The organism is Pseudenemella bisphenolivorans, assembly GCF_051133435.1.
Classification (GTDB): Bacteria; Actinomycetota; Actinomycetes; order Propionibacteriales; family Propionibacteriaceae; genus JAAYAO01.
In genome coordinates this window covers 424,589-444,091 of record NZ_JBPGNY010000002.1, presented here as the reverse complement: position 1 = coordinate 444,091, position 19,503 = coordinate 424,589, and the positions used below count along the sequence as shown (strand labels likewise).

At 68.8% G+C, this 19,503-nt stretch carries 15 protein-coding genes; 11 read left to right on the top strand and 4 right to left on the bottom strand.

The features are described 5' to 3' along the window. Positions 1 to 37: 37 nt before the first annotated feature. Genes sigM through ACR4XW_RS06880 form a run of 3 tightly spaced genes read right to left on the bottom strand, consistent with a single transcriptional unit; the run spans position 38 to position 6,366 of the window. On the bottom strand, positions 38 to 610 hold the full coding sequence (gene sigM / locus ACR4XW_RS06890; protein WP_434759798.1) for an RNA polymerase sigma factor SigM: 573 nt from the start codon (positions 608 to 610) through the stop codon (positions 38 to 40). Beyond that, entirely contained in the window at positions 611 to 4,357 is a 3,747-nt protein-coding gene (gene murJ / locus ACR4XW_RS06885) for a murein biosynthesis integral membrane protein MurJ (RefSeq protein WP_434759797.1), read from the bottom strand. Further along, positions 4,354 to 6,366, bottom strand: coding sequence for a DUF6049 family protein (locus ACR4XW_RS06880; protein ID WP_434759796.1), 2,013 nt, complete (start codon positions 6,364 to 6,366; stop codon positions 4,354 to 4,356). Before ACR4XW_RS06880 ends, murJ begins: the two co-directional genes overlap by 4 nt. Positions 6,367 to 6,452: 86 nt before the next feature. On the opposite strand from ACR4XW_RS06880, the gene ACR4XW_RS06875 reads away from it, so the two are divergent. After that, positions 6,453 to 7,892 carry a CCA tRNA nucleotidyltransferase gene (locus ACR4XW_RS06875; RefSeq protein WP_434759795.1) on the top strand — a complete coding sequence of 480 codons (1,440 nt, stop codon included), beginning with the start codon at positions 6,453 to 6,455 and terminating at the stop codon, positions 7,890 to 7,892. Positions 7,893 to 7,894: 2 nt separating this feature from the next. On the opposite strand, the gene ACR4XW_RS06870 is transcribed toward ACR4XW_RS06875, so the two are convergent. Further along, complete coding sequence (locus ACR4XW_RS06870) at positions 7,895 to 9,223, bottom strand: MFS transporter (protein WP_434759794.1); 1,329 nt, start codon at positions 9,221 to 9,223, stop codon at positions 7,895 to 7,897. A gap of 460 nt (positions 9,224 to 9,683) precedes the next feature. Here ACR4XW_RS06870 and ACR4XW_RS06865 point away from each other — a divergent pair, with 460 nt between their 5' ends. The 10 genes from ACR4XW_RS06865 to ACR4XW_RS06820 all read left to right on the top strand — a co-directional run bounded on the left by ACR4XW_RS06865 (position 9,684) and on the right by ACR4XW_RS06820 (position 19,421). Further along, positions 9,684 to 10,418 carry a hypothetical protein gene (locus tag ACR4XW_RS06865; protein ID WP_434759793.1) on the top strand — a complete coding sequence of 245 codons (735 nt, stop codon included), beginning with the start codon at positions 9,684 to 9,686 and terminating at the stop codon, positions 10,416 to 10,418. 104 nt (positions 10,419 to 10,522) lie between these two features. Next, a complete protein-coding gene (locus ACR4XW_RS06860; protein ID WP_434759792.1) occupies positions 10,523 to 11,188 on the top strand; it encodes an SAF domain-containing protein in 666 nt (221 codons plus the stop codon). A 1-nt stretch (position 11,189) separates the two neighbouring features. Continuing rightward, the gene (locus tag ACR4XW_RS06855) at positions 11,190 to 11,945 is read left to right on the top strand and encodes a hypothetical protein (protein WP_434759791.1); all 756 of its coding nucleotides are present in this window, start codon (positions 11,190 to 11,192) and stop codon (positions 11,943 to 11,945) included. Then, positions 11,942 to 13,675, top strand: a complete 1,734-nt coding sequence (locus ACR4XW_RS06850; RefSeq protein WP_434759790.1) for a TadA family conjugal transfer-associated ATPase — start codon at positions 11,942 to 11,944, stop codon at positions 13,673 to 13,675. Before ACR4XW_RS06855 ends, ACR4XW_RS06850 begins: the two co-directional genes overlap by 4 nt. Further along, positions 13,672 to 14,523 carry a type II secretion system F family protein gene (locus ACR4XW_RS06845; protein WP_434759789.1) on the top strand — a complete coding sequence of 284 codons (852 nt, stop codon included), beginning with the start codon at positions 13,672 to 13,674 and terminating at the stop codon, positions 14,521 to 14,523. Before ACR4XW_RS06850 ends, ACR4XW_RS06845 begins: the two co-directional genes overlap by 4 nt. After that, positions 14,520 to 15,404 carry a type II secretion system F family protein gene (locus ACR4XW_RS06840; protein ID WP_434759788.1) on the top strand — a complete coding sequence of 295 codons (885 nt, stop codon included), beginning with the start codon at positions 14,520 to 14,522 and terminating at the stop codon, positions 15,402 to 15,404. Before ACR4XW_RS06845 ends, ACR4XW_RS06840 begins: the two co-directional genes overlap by 4 nt. 22 nt (positions 15,405 to 15,426) lie before the next feature. Beyond that, positions 15,427 to 15,621 (top strand): hypothetical protein, encoded by a 195-nt coding sequence (locus ACR4XW_RS06835; protein ID WP_434759787.1) that lies wholly within the window; start codon positions 15,427 to 15,429, stop codon positions 15,619 to 15,621. 7 nt (positions 15,622 to 15,628) lie between these two features. Further along, positions 15,629 to 16,006 carry a TadE/TadG family type IV pilus assembly protein gene (locus ACR4XW_RS06830; protein ID WP_434759786.1) on the top strand — a complete coding sequence of 126 codons (378 nt, stop codon included), beginning with the start codon at positions 15,629 to 15,631 and terminating at the stop codon, positions 16,004 to 16,006. Beyond that, a complete protein-coding gene (locus ACR4XW_RS06825) occupies positions 16,003 to 16,425 on the top strand; it encodes a TadE/TadG family type IV pilus assembly protein (RefSeq protein WP_434759785.1) in 423 nt (140 codons plus the stop codon). Before ACR4XW_RS06830 ends, ACR4XW_RS06825 begins: the two co-directional genes overlap by 4 nt. Further along, the gene (locus tag ACR4XW_RS06820) at positions 16,425 to 19,421 is read left to right on the top strand and encodes an AfsR/SARP family transcriptional regulator (RefSeq protein WP_434759784.1); all 2,997 of its coding nucleotides are present in this window, start codon (positions 16,425 to 16,427) and stop codon (positions 19,419 to 19,421) included. The genes ACR4XW_RS06825 and ACR4XW_RS06820 overlap by 1 nt, the downstream gene beginning before the upstream one ends. Positions 19,422 to 19,503 lie beyond the last annotated feature (82 nt).

Sequence of the window (19,503 nt, the reverse complement as noted above, 5' to 3'; positions counted from 1 at the left end):
TCTCGGATCGGTTCCGGCTCGCGGGTGGTGATCTTTTTCATACCCGGCTCCGGAGTTGTTCCAGCAGCGGCAACAGCTTGGCCCGTCCGCGGGAACACCGGCTCTTGATCGTCCCGGTGGCACATCCCAGGATACGTGCGGCTTCCTCCACCGAATAGCCCTCCATGTCGACCAGCACCAGGGCGGCGCGTTGGTCGGCGTTGAGTTCACCCAGGGCGGCCCGCACCACCTCGCGGGTCTCACCGGCCTCGACGGCGTGCTCGGCATTGGACGGGGCGGCCATGATCTCGTTGCGGTCGATGTCCTCGGGCAGGGCATCGGCCCGGCGCACCTTGTTGCGGCGAATCCGGTCCAGGCAGGCGTTCACCACGATCCGGTGCAGCCAGGTGGTGACCTGGGAATCGCCCCGGAAGGTGTGCGCGCGGCGGAAGGCCGAGATGTAGGCGTCCTGCAGGGCGTCGGCGGCTTCCTCACCGTTGCGCATGGTGCGCAGCGCCACGGCCCACAAGCGGTCGCGGTGCCGGTTCACCAGCACGGCGAAGGCATCGTCATCACCGTCGACATGGGCGGCGAGCAGTTGCACATCGGTGCGCTCGTCGGAGTGGAGCATCTAGCGTTGCACCTCGATCTCGAAGATCCCCCCACGATAGTTGCCGTCCTCGGGGGGCAGCGAGGTCAGATAGACCAACACCCACCGGGTGGGTTCCGGGCCCTCCTCGAGGTTCAGGGTCACCTCACCCTCGGCATCGGCTTGGGTGGCCACCGTGCGCCATTGGGTCTGGCTGTTCATCGGGGCCTCGTTGCCCTCGGCATTCTCACCCGGGACGCGCACCTCCACGTCGGTGCCGTCGCCCGACAGCCACAGTTTCACCGCGGTGACGTCGGTGGGCTCGCCCAGATCGACCACCAGACCCACGCCGGGTTTCAGTCCGCCGAGCTTCGGGTTGCCGCGGTACGACAGGGTGCGCCAACGGGTGTCGGGGTCACCGTCGTGGGCCAGGGCGGTCTCGTCGGGGTTCTCCTCGTCGTTGCCACCGTCGGCGGACGGGTCGAAGTCGAGGGCCTCGGCAATCTCCACCGGACCGTCATTGCCCCGATCGGATTCGGAGGTCGGATGGGGTTGGGCCGGGCCGGTGGTGCCGAGCTGACGCTGCACGAACACCCCGATCAGCGACAGAATGAACACCAGCAGCACGAAGCCGATCAGCAGCGACAGCCAGCGCCGGTTCGGTTCCTCGTCGATGATTGGCCCGGTCGATTCGGCCGGGTCGTCCACTGCGGGGGGTGCGCTGTGTTGGGCGTGGTAGGCGTCCTCGGGCGATTCGGTGCCGACATCGCGCCGGCCGACCACCGGCACCGGGTATCGGATCCGGGCCTCCAGTTCCTGGGAGGCATCGGTGGTGCCCAGGATCGCGCTGAGCGCACCGACCACCTCCTGGGCGGTACTCAGCGGCGGCAGGCCGTGCCGCAACGGATCGCCCAGAATCTGCTCGCACAACCGATCCAGGGCCGGGGAGACCCCGGCGCGCACCTGACGCGGCGACAACAACCTCGAACCGCTCTGCGGGGCGGCGGGCAGCCCGTGGGCGGGGCCGCCGGGCCACCGCGACACCACGGTGGCGTACAGCATCCGGCCCAGGTCACGTACGTCGGTGTGCTCGGGATCGTCCGAGGTCTCGTCGGGGTGCAGGGCGCTGGAGATCAGGAAGCCGGCGATCTTGATATTGCCGGTGGGGGTGATGATCACCGTCTCGGGGCTGATCCGCTCGTGGTAGAGGCCCTGGGCGTGCATCACGCTCAACGCGTCGGCGATCTCGCGCACCAGCCAGGCCGATTCCCGGGCGCTCAACGGCCCGGTGGACAGCAGCAGTTGCAGGCTGCGGCCCGGGGCGAACTCGGAGACCACATAGGGCCCGGTCTCGTCGTCGACCACGTCCAAGACCCGCAGGAATCGCGCATCGGTGGCCACCGCCGAGCGTCGGGCGGCGTCCAACACCGCCCGGGTGCGCGAGTCGTCGGCTTCCAGCAGGTGCACCAATACCGAACGTGACAGCACCGAATCGAAGGCCCGCCAGGTCACGATGTCGTCCCCGCGGCCGGCAATCTCCTCCAACTCGTACCGATCCCCGAGTACCTGGCCGGCGGTGGCCTGCCAGGTGCCGCCGTCGACGAGGGGACGGATCGTGGTCTCCTCGTCCGACTCGTCGCCGACCGGGGCCATCGTGCTGGTCGGCATATCGTCCTCACCCAGGCTGAGCCGGGCGTGGGCGGGGGTGTCGACGAGTTCCTCGGCCGGCTCGTCGGTGACTGCCGCGGAATCCCGGACCGCGGTGTCCTCGTCCTCGTCGGCGTCCTGGATGCAGTCGTCCTCGGGGGACGGGGCGGCCGGTGGGTGCAGGGTCGCGTCCGGGTCGGTCGGCGGGTTGGACTCGGTGGTGAGTTGTTCGACGGTTTCGGCATCCACCGCGGCCTGCGGGCCGGTGTCATCGGACTCCGGGTTGCCGCCGCGGCGCCGCAGCACCCCGAGAATGTCGCGGACCTCCTGCAGGTTCAGCAACCGGGAGCCGAGCAGGAAGCCGGCGATGGCCGCCAACCCGGCCACCAGCAGGGTGAGGGCCAGCGGACCGAAACTGGTCGACCAGTACTTCTCACCCAGCCACACCACCAACAGTGCCGCCCCGGCACCGGGCAACACGGCCAGGAACAGCCGCACCAGGTGTCGTCCGATCTCCCGCAGCGACAGCTCGGGAAGCTTGCGCTGCAGGATCCGCAGCACCATGTACAGGCCCACCAGGTAGGCCAGCGAATAGGCCAGGCCCAGACCCGCCGCGACCAGCGACGGCCGGTGGAAGGGCACCACCAGGGCCATCGCGAAACCGACATTGGCGATCGCGATCACAATCTGGACCAGGAAGGCCGACCGGGTGTCCTCCAGGGCGTACAGGGCACGCAGGCAGATGTAGTGCAGGGTGAACGGCACCAGTCCGACCGCCAGGGTCATCAACGTCCAGCCGATGTAGCGGGCGTCCTCCGCACCGGCACCGTTGCCGAACAACAACTGCACGATCGGCCCGGCCAGGGCGATGAACCCGACGCTGACCGGCAGCAGCACGGTGACTGCGAGTTTCATCGTCCGCAGCGTCTCGTTGCGCACCCCGGCCAGATCACCGGCCTCGGCCAGTCGCGAGGCCGAGGGCAACATCGCGGTGGCCAGCGACACCGTGATCAGCGAGTGCGGCATGATCCACAACAGGTAGGCGTTGTTGTAGGCCGTCAGACCGGCACCCTCACCGGCGGCGGTCGCCGAGGTGGCCAGCTTGTTGATCACCACCAGGGCCAACTGGGTGACCGCGACGAAGCCGAGCGTCCACTTCGCCAGTGAGAAGGTGTGGCCCAGGCCGACCCCGCGCCAGTCGAAACGGGGCCGGTAGCGGAACCCGGCCAGCCGCAGGTAGGGCACCAGGATCGCCGCCTGGACGAGGATGCCGAAGGTCGAGCCGAGGCCGAGCAACATCTCCTGTCGGGCGGTGAAGGCCCCCGAGCCGTCCCCGCCGCTGCCCCAGGTGAACAGGTACAGCGACAGCACTCCGATCGAGACCACGTTGTTCGCGATCGGGGCCCACATCATCGGGCCGAACCGTTCCCGGGCGTTCAACACCTGCCCGGCCAGGAAGAAGGCACCGTAGAAGAAGATCTGCGGCAGACAGAAATAGGCCAGGGTGACCATCGACTCGTACTGGGCCGCCAGTGCCGGGGCCTTCCACGCGTCGGAGGTGTACAGCCACACGAATCCCGGCGCCCCGATCGTGATCAGCACCGTGACGACCAGGATGATCGTCAGGAAGGCGGTCATGATCCGGTTGGTGTAGGCGTCGCCGCCGTCGGGGTCCTTCTTCACCGCCCGGACGATCTGGGGCACCAGGACGGTGTTCAGCGCACCGCCGGCGAGCAGGATGTACAGGCTGTTCGGGATCGTGTTGGCCAGGGTGAACATGTCCACCTGGCGGGTGCCGTTGCCCAGCACGAAGGCGATCATCGCGGTACGGATGAAACCGAAGACCCGTGACAACAAGGTGCCCGAGGCCATCACCGCACTGGCCGACAGCAGCCGTTTGGTGGCTGCCGTGCCGGTGGCTGCCGTGCCGGTGGGGGCCGGCTGGTCGTCGGAGTCGGTCTCGTCGTCGATGGGGTCCGGGTCGTCCCGGCCGGTCAAATCGTCGTGGACGGTGGCGTCCTCGTCATCGAAGGGCACGAACGGTGCGGTCGAATCGGGGTCGGTCACCTCGGCCCACCGGGAGTCGTTGACCCAGTCGGGCGGGTCGAGGGATTCGTCGGTCTGCCGTTCGCGGGGCGTCACCGGTCACCTCCCTGCACCTGGCGGGCGCGTACCTGGCGGATCCGCAAGGTGGTGGTGCCGACCAATACCGCGCCGGAGATCAACACGATCACCCAGGCGGCCCACCCCAGGTCGGAAACCTCCACCACGACATTCACCTTGTCGCTGACCTGGTGGCCCGACGGGGTGGTGAGCCGCCCCGACACGTCCACCAGGCCGTTCACCTCGGCGACCGGGTTGATGTTGACCGTCACCGATTCGCCCGGCGCGATCACCACCACCGGTTGTTCCGGGAAGCGGATTCGTTGGCCCTGCACCGATTCGAAAACCGGCCGTACCTGGATCTCGCGGGAGTAGTTGTTGCTGATCGTGGCCGGAAAGGTGGTGCCCTCACGCATGCTCAGGGTGACCCGGCTGGGGGCGCGCAGGCTGATGGTGTCGCCATCGGTCACCCCTTCCATTTCGGCGCGGGCGGGGGCCAGAAAGGCTTCCTGCTCCTTCGCGGCGCCACGCCACCAACTCGACACTCCCCGGGCGATCACCGGGTAGGAGGTGGTCTGGCGGTCGGTCGGGTCGACCAGCAGGTCGTTGAACAGGGCCTGGGTCTCGACGAGTTCGGTGACCAGGGCGAGTTGTTCCGGTTGCAACTGGGCCTGATCCATCGACGTGGTCCACTCCGGGTCGCCGGTCCACGACGACGGGCTCTGCTTGAGCAGTTCCGACAGCGGGCGTCGGCGGGTGCCGGCGGGGGTGGCCTCGTCCAGGGCGGCTGCCTGGGGGGTGTCGATGATCCGCACCGGCACGGGCTGCCCGTCCAGGGCTTGGACGAGCGCCTCGGCGTGCATCCGCTGCCGGATCCGGATCCGGTCGCCGACCGGGTCGGGGCCGGGCCCGCCGTCGAAGATGGTCGGGTCGGTGCGTACCAGCGGGGTCTTGTGCACCGGCTGCAGTAGTACGCCCTGGGCGTCGGTGTTGTTCAGCACCACCGCCGAGGCCTCGAAACGATCGGCCAACAACAGCCCGTCGGGGTTCCACTCGTTGGAGGAGTTCAGCACCAGCACCGGGGCGTAGGCCAGGGCGGGTACTTGCTGACCGGCCTTGTCGGCATAGGAGATGAGTTCGGCACCCATGTTGTCGGGCATGGCCGCCAGGGCGGTCAGGTCGGGCATCGCATAGGGCAACCGGTAGCGGTCGCCGGAGAGCTTCTCGAAGGCCACCAGCCAGTCGTCGGCCACCGAGGCCCCTTCGCCGGGGCGCAGTTTCCCGTCGGCGCCGGTCACCTGGTATCCGTCGCTCATCATGATCACCTCGTCCAGCAGGGACGGGTCGATGGCGTGGCTGACCTTCTCGCGGGCGGCCGATTCCAGCAGGGTGTGCAGCCGTCCGCCCGGGGCGAGTTCGGTGGCCAGATGGTCGTCTACGAAGACGTCGTCGCGCACCATCGAGGGCCGGCTCGACAACACCACCACCGAGGTGACCATCGGGGCCGGGGTGCTGTCGGTGGTGCGCAGGGCGAAGGTGCGGGCCCGCGACAGGGTCCAGGGGGCCGACCCGTCGGTGCTGCCGCGCAGGTGCAGGCCGATCAGGTACACCCCTTCGCGGTCGGGCAGCTCGAGATCGTCCATGGTCAGGGTGATGCGGAACTTGACCTCCTGGCCGGCCTCGAGCGGTTTGTCGGGGGTGGTCAGATCCTGGAAGGTGCCGATCTCGCAACACACCCGCCGGCCGAGCGGCTGGGTGGGTTCGGATTGCAGCACCGAATCGAGGGCCTCGGGGGTGGTGATCGGGGTGCTGTCGCGCCACACCATCGCCTGCAGGTTGTACAGCGGGCCGCTGGTGGTGTTCGCGATGGTGCCGGCCACCACCACCTGGCCGTCACCGGTGCTCGGCACGGTCACTTCGGAGAAGGTGATTCGGGCCGGTTGCTCCTCGTCGGCGGCGGCCGAGGGGGAGGGGCCGAGGAGTCCGACGACCGCGAGCACCAGCAGGCTGATCAGCCCTGCCGCCCATCGTCGATTCAGATTCCTCACGTCGCCATCGTAAGCGGCCTTCCGGAGTGCCGGGGCCACACGCGCCGGGCGGTAGACCGGTGCGACTGGGGGTAAAGTGTCGCCCCGTGTCGAACCTGAGCAAGGCCCAGTCGAACGCGGTGGCGGAATTGGTGCGCATCGCGCCGGTCGTCGATGCCCTGGGACAGGCCTTCGAGGCGGCCGGTCACGAGTTGTACCTGGTCGGTGGTTCGGTACGTGATGCGCTGCTCGGTGAGTTGGGCAACGACCTCGATTTCACCACCTCGGCCCGTCCCGATCAGATCGAAGAACTGTTGCGCACGGTCTCGTCCAGTGTCTGGACGGTCGGCAAGGCCTTCGGGACGATCGGCTGCAAGGTGGCCTCCGGCGGCATCGAGTGGCTGATCGAGGTGACCACCTACCGCGCCGATGTGTACCGGCACGACTCGCGCAAACCCGAGGTCAGTTTCGGTGATCGGCTCGATGACGACCTGGTGCGCCGCGATTTCACGGTGAACTCGATGGCGATCCGGGTGCCGCAGACCAAATTCATCGACCCCTTCGGCGGGTTGGCCGACCTGGCCGAGGGCATTCTGCGCACCCCCGGCAAGCCGGAGGATTCGTTCAGCGACGACCCGCTGCGGATGATGCGCGCTGCCCGATTCACCAGTCAGTTGGGCTTCCGGGTGGCCCCGGAGGTGATCGAGGCGATGACCTCGATGAGTGAACGGTTGACGATCGTCTCGGCCGAACGCAACCGCGACGAGCTCAGCCGACTGCTGCTCACCGACCGTCCGCGGGCCGGGCTCGATCTGTTGGTGCGAACCAGCCTGGCCAGGCAGGTGCTGCCCGAGCTGCCGGCACTGAAGCTGGAGGTCGACGAGCATCATCGCCACAAGGACGTCTACGAACACTCGCTGACCGTGCTCGACCAGTCGATCGCGCTGGAGAAGGCCCGCGGCCACGGCCCCGACCTGATCGGCCGGATGGCCGCGCTGCTGCACGACATCGGCAAACCCGCGACCCGCAAGTTCGAGCCCGGCGGCAAGGTGTCGTTCCACCATCACGATGTGGTGGGGGCGAAGATGACCCGCAAGCGCTTGCAGAAGCTGCATTTCAGCAATGACGAGATCAAGTCGATCGCGAAACTGGTGGAGCTGCATCTGCGGTTCCACGGTTACGGTGAGGGCAACTGGACCGATTCGGCCGTGCGCCGCTACGTCCGCGATGCCGGGGACGAGTTGGAACGCCTGCACATCCTGACCCGGGCCGACTGCACCACCCGCAACAAGCGCAAGGCCGTCCGGTTGCGCACCGCCTACGACGATCTGGAGCATCGGATCGACGAACTGGCCGCCCAGGAAGAACTGAACGCGATGCGGCCCGACCTCAACGGTGACCAGATCATCGACATCCTGGGCATCAGCCCCGGGCCGACGGTCGGCAAGGCCTACCGGCACCTGCTGGAGTTGCGCATCGAGCGCGGCCCGCTGGGTGAGGAGGCGGCCACCGAGGAACTGCGCCGCTGGTGGGACGAACAGGCCTGAGATCAGGCCGGTATCCGGCTGCGCCGGGTGCCCTTGTTGAAATCGTGGTTGCCGATCGGGTGGCTGAGCGTGCCGAAGCCGACCGCGATCAGACCGAAGGCCGCCGCTGCACCGAGGAAGACCGGTAGTGAGGCGCCGTCGGTGGGCAGCACCAGGGCGCCGATCACCGCGCCGAGCACCATCGCGGCGTTGAAGACCATGTCGAAGATGGTGAACACCCGGCCCTTCATGCCGTCGGCGATGTGGGCCTGGGCGAGGGTGTCGACGCAGTTCTTCAGCGACTGGATGCAGATGCCGAGGACGAAGCTGGCGACCACCAGGGCCGGGTGGGCGAACCAACTGCCCGGGAAGGCCTGCACCAACGCCGAGACCACGGTCAGCACGATGATCCAGGTGCGGACCCCGAAGCCGTTGGTGCCGGCCGGGGTGACCACCGCGGCGAGCAGGTAACCGGCCCCGGTGGCGCCGGCCCAGATGCCGAGTTGCACCAGGGCGGTGTTGAGTTGCTCGGGGGTGTTGAGGTGGTTGCGGTGCACCAGGATCGCGCCGGTCATCACCAGGCCGTAGACGACCCGGTGGGCGCCGAGGGTGGCGATGCCGAGCAGGGCCGGACGGCGCTGGTAGAGGTGTGCGGCGGCCTCACGCAGCCCGTCCAGTACTTCGGAGACCTTGACCTGGGTGCGCACGTCGGGGCCGAGGGCGTCGGGTTCGAAGCGGGTGGCGACCAGGGCCGAGAGGGCGAAGCCGATGGCGGCGGCGATGAAGATGAAGGCGTCGGCCTGATAGGAGGGCAGGATGCCGTCCAGACCCAGGCGCAGGGCGGCGGCAACCGCAGCCCCGATCACCACCCCGAGCGGCCCCACCGGTGAGATCACCGAGTTGGCCAGGAGGTATTCGTCGTCGTCGACGGTATGGGCCAGGGAGGCGCCGAGGCCGGCCATCAGGAAGCGGTTCAGGCTCATCGCGAGCAACACGATGGAGAAGAAGACGATGGACGAGAAGGTGGTGCGCAGCCCCGTGGCCACCATGCCGGCCAGCATCACCGCGGCGAAGACCCGGATCGCGTCGGTGACATAGATGACGCTGCGCCGGTTCCACCGGTCGAGCACCACCCCGACCAGGGGGCCGACGATCGAGAACGGCAGCAGGGTCACCGCCAGGGCGAGGGCGATCGACCAGGCGTCCGGGGCGTGGGTGGGGGAGAAGAGGATGTAGGAGGCCATGCCGACCTGGAGGCATCCGTCGGCGGCCTGGGTGACCAGCCGCACCGCGAAGAGTCGTCGGAACAACGAGTGGCGCCACAGACGCCGCATCGAAGAGACCAGCTGCACGTGCGGATTCCTTCCCGAAGGTGGCCACATCGTAACGACAGCAGAGAAAAATGTCGGTGTGTTGCCCGCGGGTGGAAGGCCAGGGACGTGGGAAATGTCCCGGAATTGCACCGGGGACCGCTGGTTACATTTCCAAGCGGCCCCCAGGCGATTTGTTATCCCTTGTGAGGATGCCCTAAGTCTACGCCGGTTACCAGCAACCAGGAAGGGTTTTGTGAGGTAAGTCTCCCAAATTCTTAGGGAAACCCTCAGAAAAGGTCGCTCTTTGTCGACTAGTATTGATCGGCTGTTCCGCAAGGCGGAACGCGGCGCTGTTTTCGGGGTGAATCGGAGCGTCCGGAAGGTATGTGGCAACAGGTTCGGGCCTTCGGACAACACTGATTTCGGTCGGGACAACACCGGGCACAACATCGCGTCACGAGGATGGGTTCACCCCCGGTACCCATCCCCAGGAGCGATCATGAGTACAGCGCTTTCCTTGTCCACCGACATCGTCGGCTTGAGCTGGAACGGCCGATTGTGGCCCGAGCCCGACGACACCGAACTCACCATCAGGCGGTGGGCCCGCGACAATCCGGATCTTCGCGGGTGTCGCACCGTGCCCGAGGTGTTGCGTGCCATCGCCGGCAATGCCGATGGGCTGTTGTTGTTTCTGATCGCCTGGTCGCAGGTCGGCTGCCGGGTCGCCGACCATCTGATCGCCCGCACCATGGCCCCGAAACTGCGGCAGATGGCCGGACGCGATCACATCGCCGAGTTCGACGACTACCTCGCCCAGTTGTGGTTGCAGGTGCAGGGCTACCCGTTGCAACGACGGCGTCGGAGGGTGGCGGCCAACCTCGCCCTGGACACCCTGAAAGCGGTGCTCGCCGAACGCGACTGTGGCCGTGAGGCACCGATGGTGCCCGACCTGCTCGAAATCCGACTCGGGCCGGTTCCCGAAACGCCGCTCAGCCGGCGACTGATCGATGCCGGCCAGGCCCTGGGTCTGTTCGACGAGCACACCGCGCGAGTTCTGGTGAGCGTCTACGTCCTGGGTCTGTCCGGTGATCAGGCGGCGGTGGCCCACGGCATCACCGCCGACATGGTCAGGTACCGGTGCAGCAAGTACGTCCGCCGCATGTCACAGCACCGGCGCGAGTTGCTGCAGCACCTGACCCGGCCGGAGATTCGCGAAGCCCTCCATGCAGCTTGAGGTCGCTCGGCAGCGACACCCGATGTTACTGGATCGTGACCTTCGACCCGGGTGGGGACGAACCCGGGGCTGGCTACGTTGCGATCAATCGAGAAAGGCCTGCGATGCCACCGACAACGGCGCCGAAACAGTCTCCCGAGCATGCTTCCGACTGGGGAGCCGATGCGCCGACCGCGGGCTCGGGTTTGCGCAGCCGTCGTCGACCGATCTGGGTGGCGGCCGGAATCCTGTGCCTGGTGCTGGGTGCCCTCGGTGGCGTCGGACTCTACGGGCAGGCGACGACCTCACACACGGTGGTTCAGGTGTTGCGTCCGGTCTCGCGCGGTGAGGTGATCGAACCCGGTGACCTGGGTGTGGTCACCGTCGGTTCGGTGCCCGGTGTGTCGGTGGTCCCCGGTGACCGGGTGGCCGATCTGGTCGGCGCCACCGCTCGACGAGACCTGTCGGAACGCTCCCTACTGGCCGAAGGCGCGGTCGGGGAACCCGATGTCGCCGACGGTCAGGTGCACATCGGCCTGAAGCTCGCTCCCGGACGGCTGCCGCTGGCCGAACTGACCCCCGGCACCGAGGTGCTGTTGGTACCGGTGGCCGGCCCCAACGGAGCCGAACCCAGCCACGATCGCTCCATCGACGCGGTCGTCGCCAGTAGCGCGATCGCCTCACCCGACGGCACCGCCATGGTGCTGGACGTCTCGGTGAACCGGGAGCAGGCCGAACTGGTCGCCCGGCTCGCCGCCACCGACAACCTCGCCCTGGTACGGACCGGTTGAGATGGCGGTCGTGTGCTTGGCCTCGGCCACCGGCGCACCGGGGGTGACCACCACCTCGGTCGGGCTGGCGATGTTCTGGCCCCGTGACGTGGTGCTCGTCGACGTCGACCGCGACGCCGGACAGCCGATCCTGGCCGGATTCCTGCAGGGCCAGGACGGCGGTGGCCGCGGGATGGGTGCGCATGCGGCCGCCCACCGGGAGGGCCGCCGGCTCGAACCGCTGACCCAGGTCTTCCACCTGATCGAGGACGCCACCGTGAAGCGCCTCTTCCACCCCGGTTTCGCCCACCCGGCCGCCGCGGCCCTGTTCGCCCCGGTCTGGACGGACTTCACTGCTGCACTGGGGGAGTTGCGTGGTGGCTTCGACATCGTCCTGGACGCGGGACGGGTCGGCCCCGGCCTGCCCGAACCACTCTTGGCCCTCGCCGACCTGCTGGTGCTGGTGGTGCGCAGCGACCTGCGCTCCCTGGCCGGTCTGGGTGGGGTGATCGAGTCGGTCACCGAACGCGCCTCGCTGGCCGACACCCGGGTGGTGCTGGCGGTGATCGGCCCGCAGCGGCCCTACTCGGCCCGCGACATCACCGCCCAGTTCGGCCATCCGGTGCTGGTGACACTGCCGTGGGATCCGGCCGCCGCCGAGGTGCTCTCGGACGGGGCCACCTCCACCCGCCGGTTCATGCGGTCGTCGCTGGCCCGGTCACTGCAGGACGCGGCGCTGACCCTGTTGCGCGCCACCGAGGTGGAGCAGATGCCATGACCGAGCCGACGAAGCTGTCCGAGGTGCCGCTGCTCACCGCCATCCCCGCCGAACTGCGCGCCCCCGAGCCGGTGCAGCAGGTGGTCAACATCTGGCCCGATGACGACATCGAGGACTGGACGCCACCGGCCGCCCGACGCTCGGCCGCACCGCCTACGACGAACGTGGACTCCCCGGACCCGGGTCCGTCCGAGCCGCGCCCACCGGAGCCACAGCCGCCGCAGCCGGACCCACACGTGTTGGAACCACAGCGTTTGGAACCACAGCGTTTGGAACCACAGCCGTTGGAACCGCAGCGGGTGCCGCCGCAGCCCGCGCCGCCGGCCCGGGGCACCCCGGTCACCTCGGCCAGCCGCGCCGACGTCAGTGCCTGGCTGGGGCACCGGACGTCCCCGACAGCGGCCCCCGCGAAGGGCTCGATCGAGTGGCCGCTGGTGGTGGTGTTGCGTCGCCGAGCCGCGGAGCTGATCTCGGCCGAAACCGAGAAACTCGAACGACGCGGCACCCCGGTGACCGAGGCGGATCGGCGATTGTTGGGCCGGTCGATGATCAGCCGGGTCGTGCACGGCCATGCCGAAGAACTTCAGGCCTCGGGGCGGGAACTGTGGGATCTCGGCACCGAACAGGCCTATGCCGCCGCCGTCGAGGACGCGGTCTTCGGATACGGCCGCTGGCAGCCGCTGTTCGAGATCCCCGAGGCCGAGAACATCGAAATCACCGGCTGGGATTCGGTGCAGATCCAGTACGGCGATGGCACCCGCCGGGCGCATCCGCCGGTGGCCGACAGCGACGAGGAGCTGATCGAGGCGGTCCGCTACCTCGGCGAGTCGAATCGTCCCAGCCGGCCCTTCGATGCCGCCCACCCGACGATCACACTGGCCCTGGGGGACCGTTTCCGACTGCATGCCATCGGATTCGGGCTGTCCCATCGCCCCTCGATCACGATCCGCCAGCACACCATGACCGAGGTGACACTGAGCGACCTGGTACACGGCGAGATGCTGCCCCAACCGCTCGCCGACTTCCTGGCCGCCGCGGTGCGAGCCCGCAAATCCATCGTGATCAGCGGCGACCAGGGGGCGGGCAAAACCACCCTGCTGCGAGCCCTGATCGCCGAAATCCCGCACCAGGAACGTTTCGGCACCCTGGAAACCGACTACGAACTGCTCACCCACCTGCAACCGGGCCGCAACAACATCCTGGCCCTCCAAGCCCGCACCGGCATGGGCGAACTCCACGACGGACGACGGATCGGCGAAGTCACCGTCGCCGACCTGATGCCGGAGGCGTTACGGCAGAACCTCTCCCGGTTGATCGTCGGCGAGGTGCGCGGCGCCGAGGCCGGGGCCATGTTCGAGGCCGCCCAATCCGGGTCCGGCCTGATGGCCACCACCCATGCCCACTCGGCCTCGTCCACGGTCGACCGGCTGGCCTCGCGGGTGGCTCAGGCCGGAGTGGTCACCGTGGCCGAGGCCCACCATCAGATCGCCCATCACCTGCACCTGCTGGTGCACGTCCGGCTGATCGACGACACCTGGCGCGGTGGAACCCGCACCCGGATGGTCAGCGAGGTGCAATCACTCAACGGCTCGGTCGAAGGAGGCCGACCCGTGTTGCATCAGGTGTTCCGGCACGAGGCGGGTGGCCGTCCGGTCTTCCAGCCCGATGCGGCGATGGCCGCCGAACTGGCCCGATATCACCGGGCGGCCGATGGGAGGGTGACCCGATGATCGCGCTGTGGGCGGCCGCCGGCGCCGCGGTCGTGCTCGGAGTGTGGCTGATCATCGCCGGCCTGCAATCCACCACTCGTCCAGCGACATCCCGTTTTGCGACCAAGAAGCTGCGCATCCCGATGCCGAGTTGGCGGGTCGGCCTTGCCGCCCTGGGTGGGGTGATCCTGGTCGCGTTGACCGGGTGGGTGGTGTGGTTGCCGATCGTGGTGGTCGCGGTCGTCCTCGGCCCGCGTCTGCTCTCGGCCCCGCCCAACCGGGACATCGAGGTGATGCAGGCACTTGATCGGTGGGTGCGCACCCTGGCCGCGACCATGGCCACCGGACGTTCGGTGGTCGACGCGATCCGGGCCGGACGTCGCTCCGCGCCGGCTCAGATCGCCGAGCCGGTGAATCGCCTGGTGGCCCGGCTGAACGATCGTTGGACACCGCGGGATGCCCTGGCCGCCTTCGCCGACGACCTGGACAGCCCCGATGCCGATGCGATTGCGGCCGCCCTGATCCTGGCCGCACAGCGTGGTCAGACCGGTGCCGCGACCACCCTGATCGAACTGTCCGACTCGGTGCAGCACCGGCTGCGGGCCTGGCGGGACATCGAGGCCGAACGGGCCAAACCCCGGTTCGTGGTGCGGCAGGTGTCGGTGGTGATGGCCGTGGTGCTGGGCGCCTCGATCCTGATCGGTGGCGACTTCTTCAGCCCCTACCGAACCGCCACCGGTCAGGTGATTCTGCTGACCCTGGTGCTCGGTTACCTGGGATCGCTGCTGATGCTGCGCCGCATGACCATGCCACCACGGCGCGATCGCGTCCTCACCGTGCAAGCCCTACCGGGGGAGGGGACGCCGTGAACACCACCTGGGCGATGGTCGTGGCCACCGGGCTGCTGCTCGGGGCCGGGGCCTTCCTGATCATCGGCGGCCTGATTCCGGGCCGTCCCTCCCTCGCCGCGGCGCTGGCCCGGCTCGAGGGGCGCACCGCGGCCGCATCCCCGGAGCCGACCGGCACCCGCTCGCAGCGCCTCGGCGCCTGGCTGGCCCGCCATTCGCCCATCCCCGTCGGACGACGACAACAGCAGCGACTGCGTTTGCAGGGCATCACCCTGGCCGAGTTCCATGCCCGCAAACTGCTGCACGCGGTGCTGGGCGCCCTGGTGCCGGGAGTCATCGGCGGGTTCACCGCCCTGTTGGGGGTCAACGTCGGCCTGATCCCCGGCGGTGCGGCGCTGCTCGGTGCGGTCGTCGGCTGGTTCCTCCCCGATCTGACCCTGCGCCGCGAGGGCAACCGCAAGAGCCACGACGCGGCCGAGGCCTTGTTCACCTTCTTCGACCTGGTCACCCTGGAACGCCTCGCCAATGCCTCGGCGATCCAGGCCTTGACCAACTCGGCCCAGGTGTCCGACACCCCGGTCTTCCGGCAGATCCGCGCGGCTCTGGAACGGGCTCGGATGGAACAACGCCCGCCCTACGACGACTTGGTCATCCTGTCCGAACGCATCGGACTGCCCGCCCTGGCCGACCTGGCCGAAGTGATGCGTACCGACCAACACGGCGCCGCCCTGGCCGACAACCTGCGCAGCCGAGTGCGCGAGTTGCGCGATGAGCACCTGACCGCCACCAAGATCGCCGCCACCGAGGTGTCGGAGAACATGACCCTGCCGATGACCATCCCGGCCCTGTTGTTCGGGCTGCTCTTTCTCACCCCGCCGGTACTGCGTCTGCTGTCCGGCTGACACATCCCCAGGAGATGAACCCATGAATCGAAACCTGAGCCGCCTGTCGGCCGTGCTGGTGGGCATCGTGCTCACCGTGACCCGGCCGGTGCCCCGCGATGAACGCGGGCTCTCCCAGAGCACCGAGAACGCGATCCTGCTCGCCGGTGCGGTCACCGTGGCCGGCATCGTGGTCGCGGCGATCAGCGTCTACGTCCAGTCGCGGTTGCCGAAGTAGGCGCGCGATGCCAACCCCGAGCCGCGATGAACGCGGTCTGAACGAATCACTCCAGTGGGCCCTCGTACTGCCCCTGGTGCTGCTCGTCGTGCTCGGGGTGCTGCAAACCGCGCTGTGGTTGCACGCCCGGCAGGCCGCCCAGGATGCCGCCGCCGCGGCAGCCGAGGCCGAGGCGGTACTGCACCCACCACCCGAAGCCGGCGAACATGCCGCCCTGGAGATCACCCGGATCGCCGGCCTTCGTGATGTCGACGTGCACGTCGACCGCGGTGCGGAGCTGATCACGGTGACCGTCACCGGCCGCCCCCAACTCATCCTCGACCTCGGGCCGGGCAGCGTGCGTGAACAGGCCGTGATCAGTCCCGAGCGGGTGACCCGGCCATGACTCGGGACGAACGTGGCGCGGCCTCGGTGGAGGCGGTCGTGGTGATCCCGGCGGTCACCCTGCTGCTCGGGTTGCTGATGGTCGGGGCGCGGCTGTGGTACGTCACCAGCGCGGTAGAGGACGCGGCCTGGCTGGCCGCCCGCAGCGCATCGCTGGAACGCCACGGTGCGGCGGCCCGGGAGGTCGCGCACCGGGTGGGTACCGAACAACTGCGCTCGGCCGGCACCGACTGTGCGGATCTGCGGGTACACGCCGACGTGTCCGGGCTGCAGCGCCGGGTCGGTGAACCGGCAGCGGTCTCGGTGCGGGTGCGCTGCACCGTGCCACTGGCCGACCTGCTCGTGCCCGGCACCCCGGGCTCGATCCAGGTGTCGGCGAACGGTTCTTCGATCGTCGACCAACACCGGGGGAGTCCGTGATGCGAATCCTGCGAGCCGTGGGCGCCTGGCTGTTGCTGCTGGTGGTGCTGGTCGGGGTGCCGGCGGTGTTGCTCGGCCTCGGGACGATTCCCGCCCCGGCGGTGTGGCTTGACGCGCTGCGCAACCCCGACGACGGCAGCGTGCTCATGGGTGTGCTCACCATCGCCGGCTGGTTGGCCTGGCTGGTCGTGGCCCTCGCAGTTCTGGTCGAGACCACTTCGGTGGTGACCCGCGGCCGTTTGCGGATCCGCCTGCCGGGCTTGCGATGGGTACAAGCGATCGCAGCGGTACTGGTGCTGACCGCCCTCGGCGGGGTGATGCCGGGGACGGTGGCGCAGGCTGCACCGGAGGTTGCCGGCGTGACCGGCCCGGCACCCGGGGTCGGTGGTTCGACTACCGGCACCACTTCGGGAGGTCCGGTCAGCCTGGAGGCATCCGTCCTCGAGCCGACCGTCCACGACCGGACGGGCCTCAATCCGATGCAGACTCCGCCGGAGGGCGAAAGCGCCGATCCGCACCGAGGTCCCGGGGTTCGCCACCGGGTGCAATCGGGTGACGATCTGTGGAGCCTGGCCGAGCACTACTACCGCGACGGTTCCCGGTGGCGACAGATCGCCGCCGCCAACCCCGAGGTGCTGACCGGTGGGCCGGATGTGTTGGAAGCCGGCTGGGAGCTGTTCATTCCGAGTGCCGAGGACACGCGATCTGCCGAGGACACGCGATCCGGGCCTTCCATCAGGGTCGCCGAAGGCGACACACTTACCGGCCTGGCCCGAGCCCATCTGGGAGACCCGGACCGGTGGCCCGAGTTGTGGTCCCTCAATCGGGCAGTGCTCCACCACCCCGACCAACTGTCGGTCGGGATGATGCTGCGCCTGCCCGAGACCGCAGCCACCACGTCCCCGGTCTCCCGGGACGCGGCCGAAGAACCGGCCGGCCCGGCCGAATCCCCGCAGCAGAACGACAGTGGGCCCCGGACGTCCGAACCGACGCCGGAGCCCGCCGAACCCCGGCGGGAGAAGCAAGCGGGGGAGCAGGAAGCAGAACAGGCACCCGAGCAGCCCGGCGAACCAGCCGCGGAACAGCCACCGGAGTTCGACTCGACGGACGTGCCCGCTGTTGATGGTGGGGTGGATCTAGGCGCCGCCCTGGGCGGGATCGGTGCCCTGCTGGCGGCCGGGCTGGTGGGCAACTTCGCGATCCGCCGTCTGACCCAGATGCACGAACGTCCGGTGGGTCGCCGTATTGCCCAACCGGGCCAGGCAGCGCAACGGCTGGCCGCAGCCCTGCACACCGTCCGTTCCCCGGGCGGCAGCGAAGGACTGACCCTGGCCCGCGAGCTCATCGCCCGGCACTGCCTGCGGGTCGGCGGCAGTCCGCCGGCACTGCACCAGGCACTGGTCACCCCGGATCGGGTGGAACTGGTCGTGTCAGACGCCGGCAGCCCACCCGAGGGATTCCGCATCGAGGGGAACCGCTGGATCCTCGACGCGGCCCGGCGCACCGATATCGGTGAGGCCGTCGGCAACCCCTGGCCCGCACTGGTCACCATCGGTCGGCACATCGACGGTGAGGTGTTGATCGATCTGGAACGCGTCGGTGACCTCGGCATCGACCTGGACGATCCCGAGGACACCCGGGCCCTGGTTCGAGGCATCGTCCTCGATCTGCTCGCCAATCCCGATGCCGCCGAAGTGGTGGTGCTCGGCTGCGAGGAACCGTTGATCGACGCCGCCGAAGCCGGCCACGTCCGCAGTAGCGCCGACCCCGACGAACTGCTGGCCGAACTCGAACAGCGCGCAGAACAACAGCGAGCCTGCGAGCCTGCCGACCCGCCGGTTCCGGCCCAGCTCAGGTTGGACATCGACCACGCCGAGGCCTGGCAACCGACCATCGTGGTGCTCGGAACACCCCTTACCGTCCAGCAGCGGCGCCGGCTCACCGCGCTGCTGGATGATCCGCGAACCCCGCTGGCCGTGGTGCGTGTTGCGACCCCGGCCGCAGTTACCCTCACCGGCGATGCCCGTCGAGCCCACATCGACGGAATCACCGACGGCTTCACCCCCCATCTGGTCACCGAACCGGCCCGAGACCACGTCGTTGAACTGTTCCGGGTGACCGGGTCCACCACGACTGCCGCGGCACCGTGGTGGTCACCGGCCCCGGTGCCCGATATCTCCGGCTTCGACCCGCCCCGAGTGCCCGCCCCGGGTGCCCGACAGGAGTTGCCCGTGCCCACCGACACCCGTCCCCCCGACCGACCGATGGCGCCATTGGTGCGGTTGCTCGGCCCGATCGACCTGCAGGACGCGCGCGGTACCGCGCCTCCGAGAGCCCACAAACAGTGCATCGAATACTGCGCCTGGCTCCTGGAGAACCCGGGCCGATCATCCCGGGAAATGGCCGCGCAACTCTTCGTCGCCGAAGCCACCCGACGCTCGAACATGAGCCGGCTGCGCACCTGGTTGGGGCACGACCCCGAGGGCCGCCCCTACCTACCGGAGGCCTACTCGGGTCGGATCACCCTGCATGACGCGGTGACCTCCGACTGGCAACTGCTGCAGGAGATGCTGCCCGGCGACATCCGCACCGCCCGCGACAGCACCCTGCACGCCGCCCTGGAGCTGGTGCGGGGTGCCCCGTTGGCTGATGCCGCCCCCCAACAATGGGGCTGGGCCGAGGAATCCCGCTTGGACATGGTCTCGATGATTCGCGATATCGCCTGGGTGCTTGCCGACCGCGCCCGTCGTGCGGGAGACCTCAACGTGGTGCGTTGGGCCACCTCCCGCGGCCTGACCGCCGCCCCCGACGACGAACTGCTGATGAGTCTGCGGCTGCGCGCCGAACACGAAGCCGGCAACACCGCCGAGGCCGAACGCCTGTCGCGCCGGATCATCGTCCGCTCCCGCACCCTCGGCCTGGACCTGCTGGACGAGACCGTCGACCTGCTGCAGCAGATCGCCGAAGGCCACGTGCGAGCCCGCCGGGCACTGTGACTTCACCAGACGCGACACCGAGAGCGAGTTGAAGGGCTGACCCGCACCCCGACTTGCGGAGCAACTACGACGCGTTGTAGAG

What these genes read in the sequence shown, in the direction of transcription:
- sigM (WP_434759798.1), bottom strand. Translation starts at nt 610, where the DNA reads ATGCTCCACTCCGACGAGCGCACCGATGTGCAACTGCTCGCCGCCCAT.
- ACR4XW_RS06865 (WP_434759793.1), top strand. Translation starts at nt 9,684, where the DNA reads ATGAGTACAGCGCTTTCCTTGTCCACCGACATCGTCGGCTTGAGCTGG.
- ACR4XW_RS06860 (WP_434759792.1), top strand. Translation starts at nt 10,523, where the DNA reads ATGCCACCGACAACGGCGCCGAAACAGTCTCCCGAGCATGCTTCCGAC.
- ACR4XW_RS06855 (WP_434759791.1), top strand. Translation starts at nt 11,190, where the DNA reads ATGGCGGTCGTGTGCTTGGCCTCGGCCACCGGCGCACCGGGGGTGACC.
- ACR4XW_RS06850 (WP_434759790.1), top strand. Translation starts at nt 11,942, where the DNA reads ATGACCGAGCCGACGAAGCTGTCCGAGGTGCCGCTGCTCACCGCCATC.
- ACR4XW_RS06845 (WP_434759789.1), top strand. Translation starts at nt 13,672, where the DNA reads ATGATCGCGCTGTGGGCGGCCGCCGGCGCCGCGGTCGTGCTCGGAGTG.
- ACR4XW_RS06835 (WP_434759787.1), top strand. Translation starts at nt 15,427, where the DNA reads ATGAATCGAAACCTGAGCCGCCTGTCGGCCGTGCTGGTGGGCATCGTG.
- ACR4XW_RS06830 (WP_434759786.1), top strand. Translation starts at nt 15,629, where the DNA reads ATGCCAACCCCGAGCCGCGATGAACGCGGTCTGAACGAATCACTCCAG.
- ACR4XW_RS06825 (WP_434759785.1), top strand. Translation starts at nt 16,003, where the DNA reads ATGACTCGGGACGAACGTGGCGCGGCCTCGGTGGAGGCGGTCGTGGTG.
- ACR4XW_RS06820 (WP_434759784.1), top strand. Translation starts at nt 16,425, where the DNA reads ATGCGAATCCTGCGAGCCGTGGGCGCCTGGCTGTTGCTGCTGGTGGTG.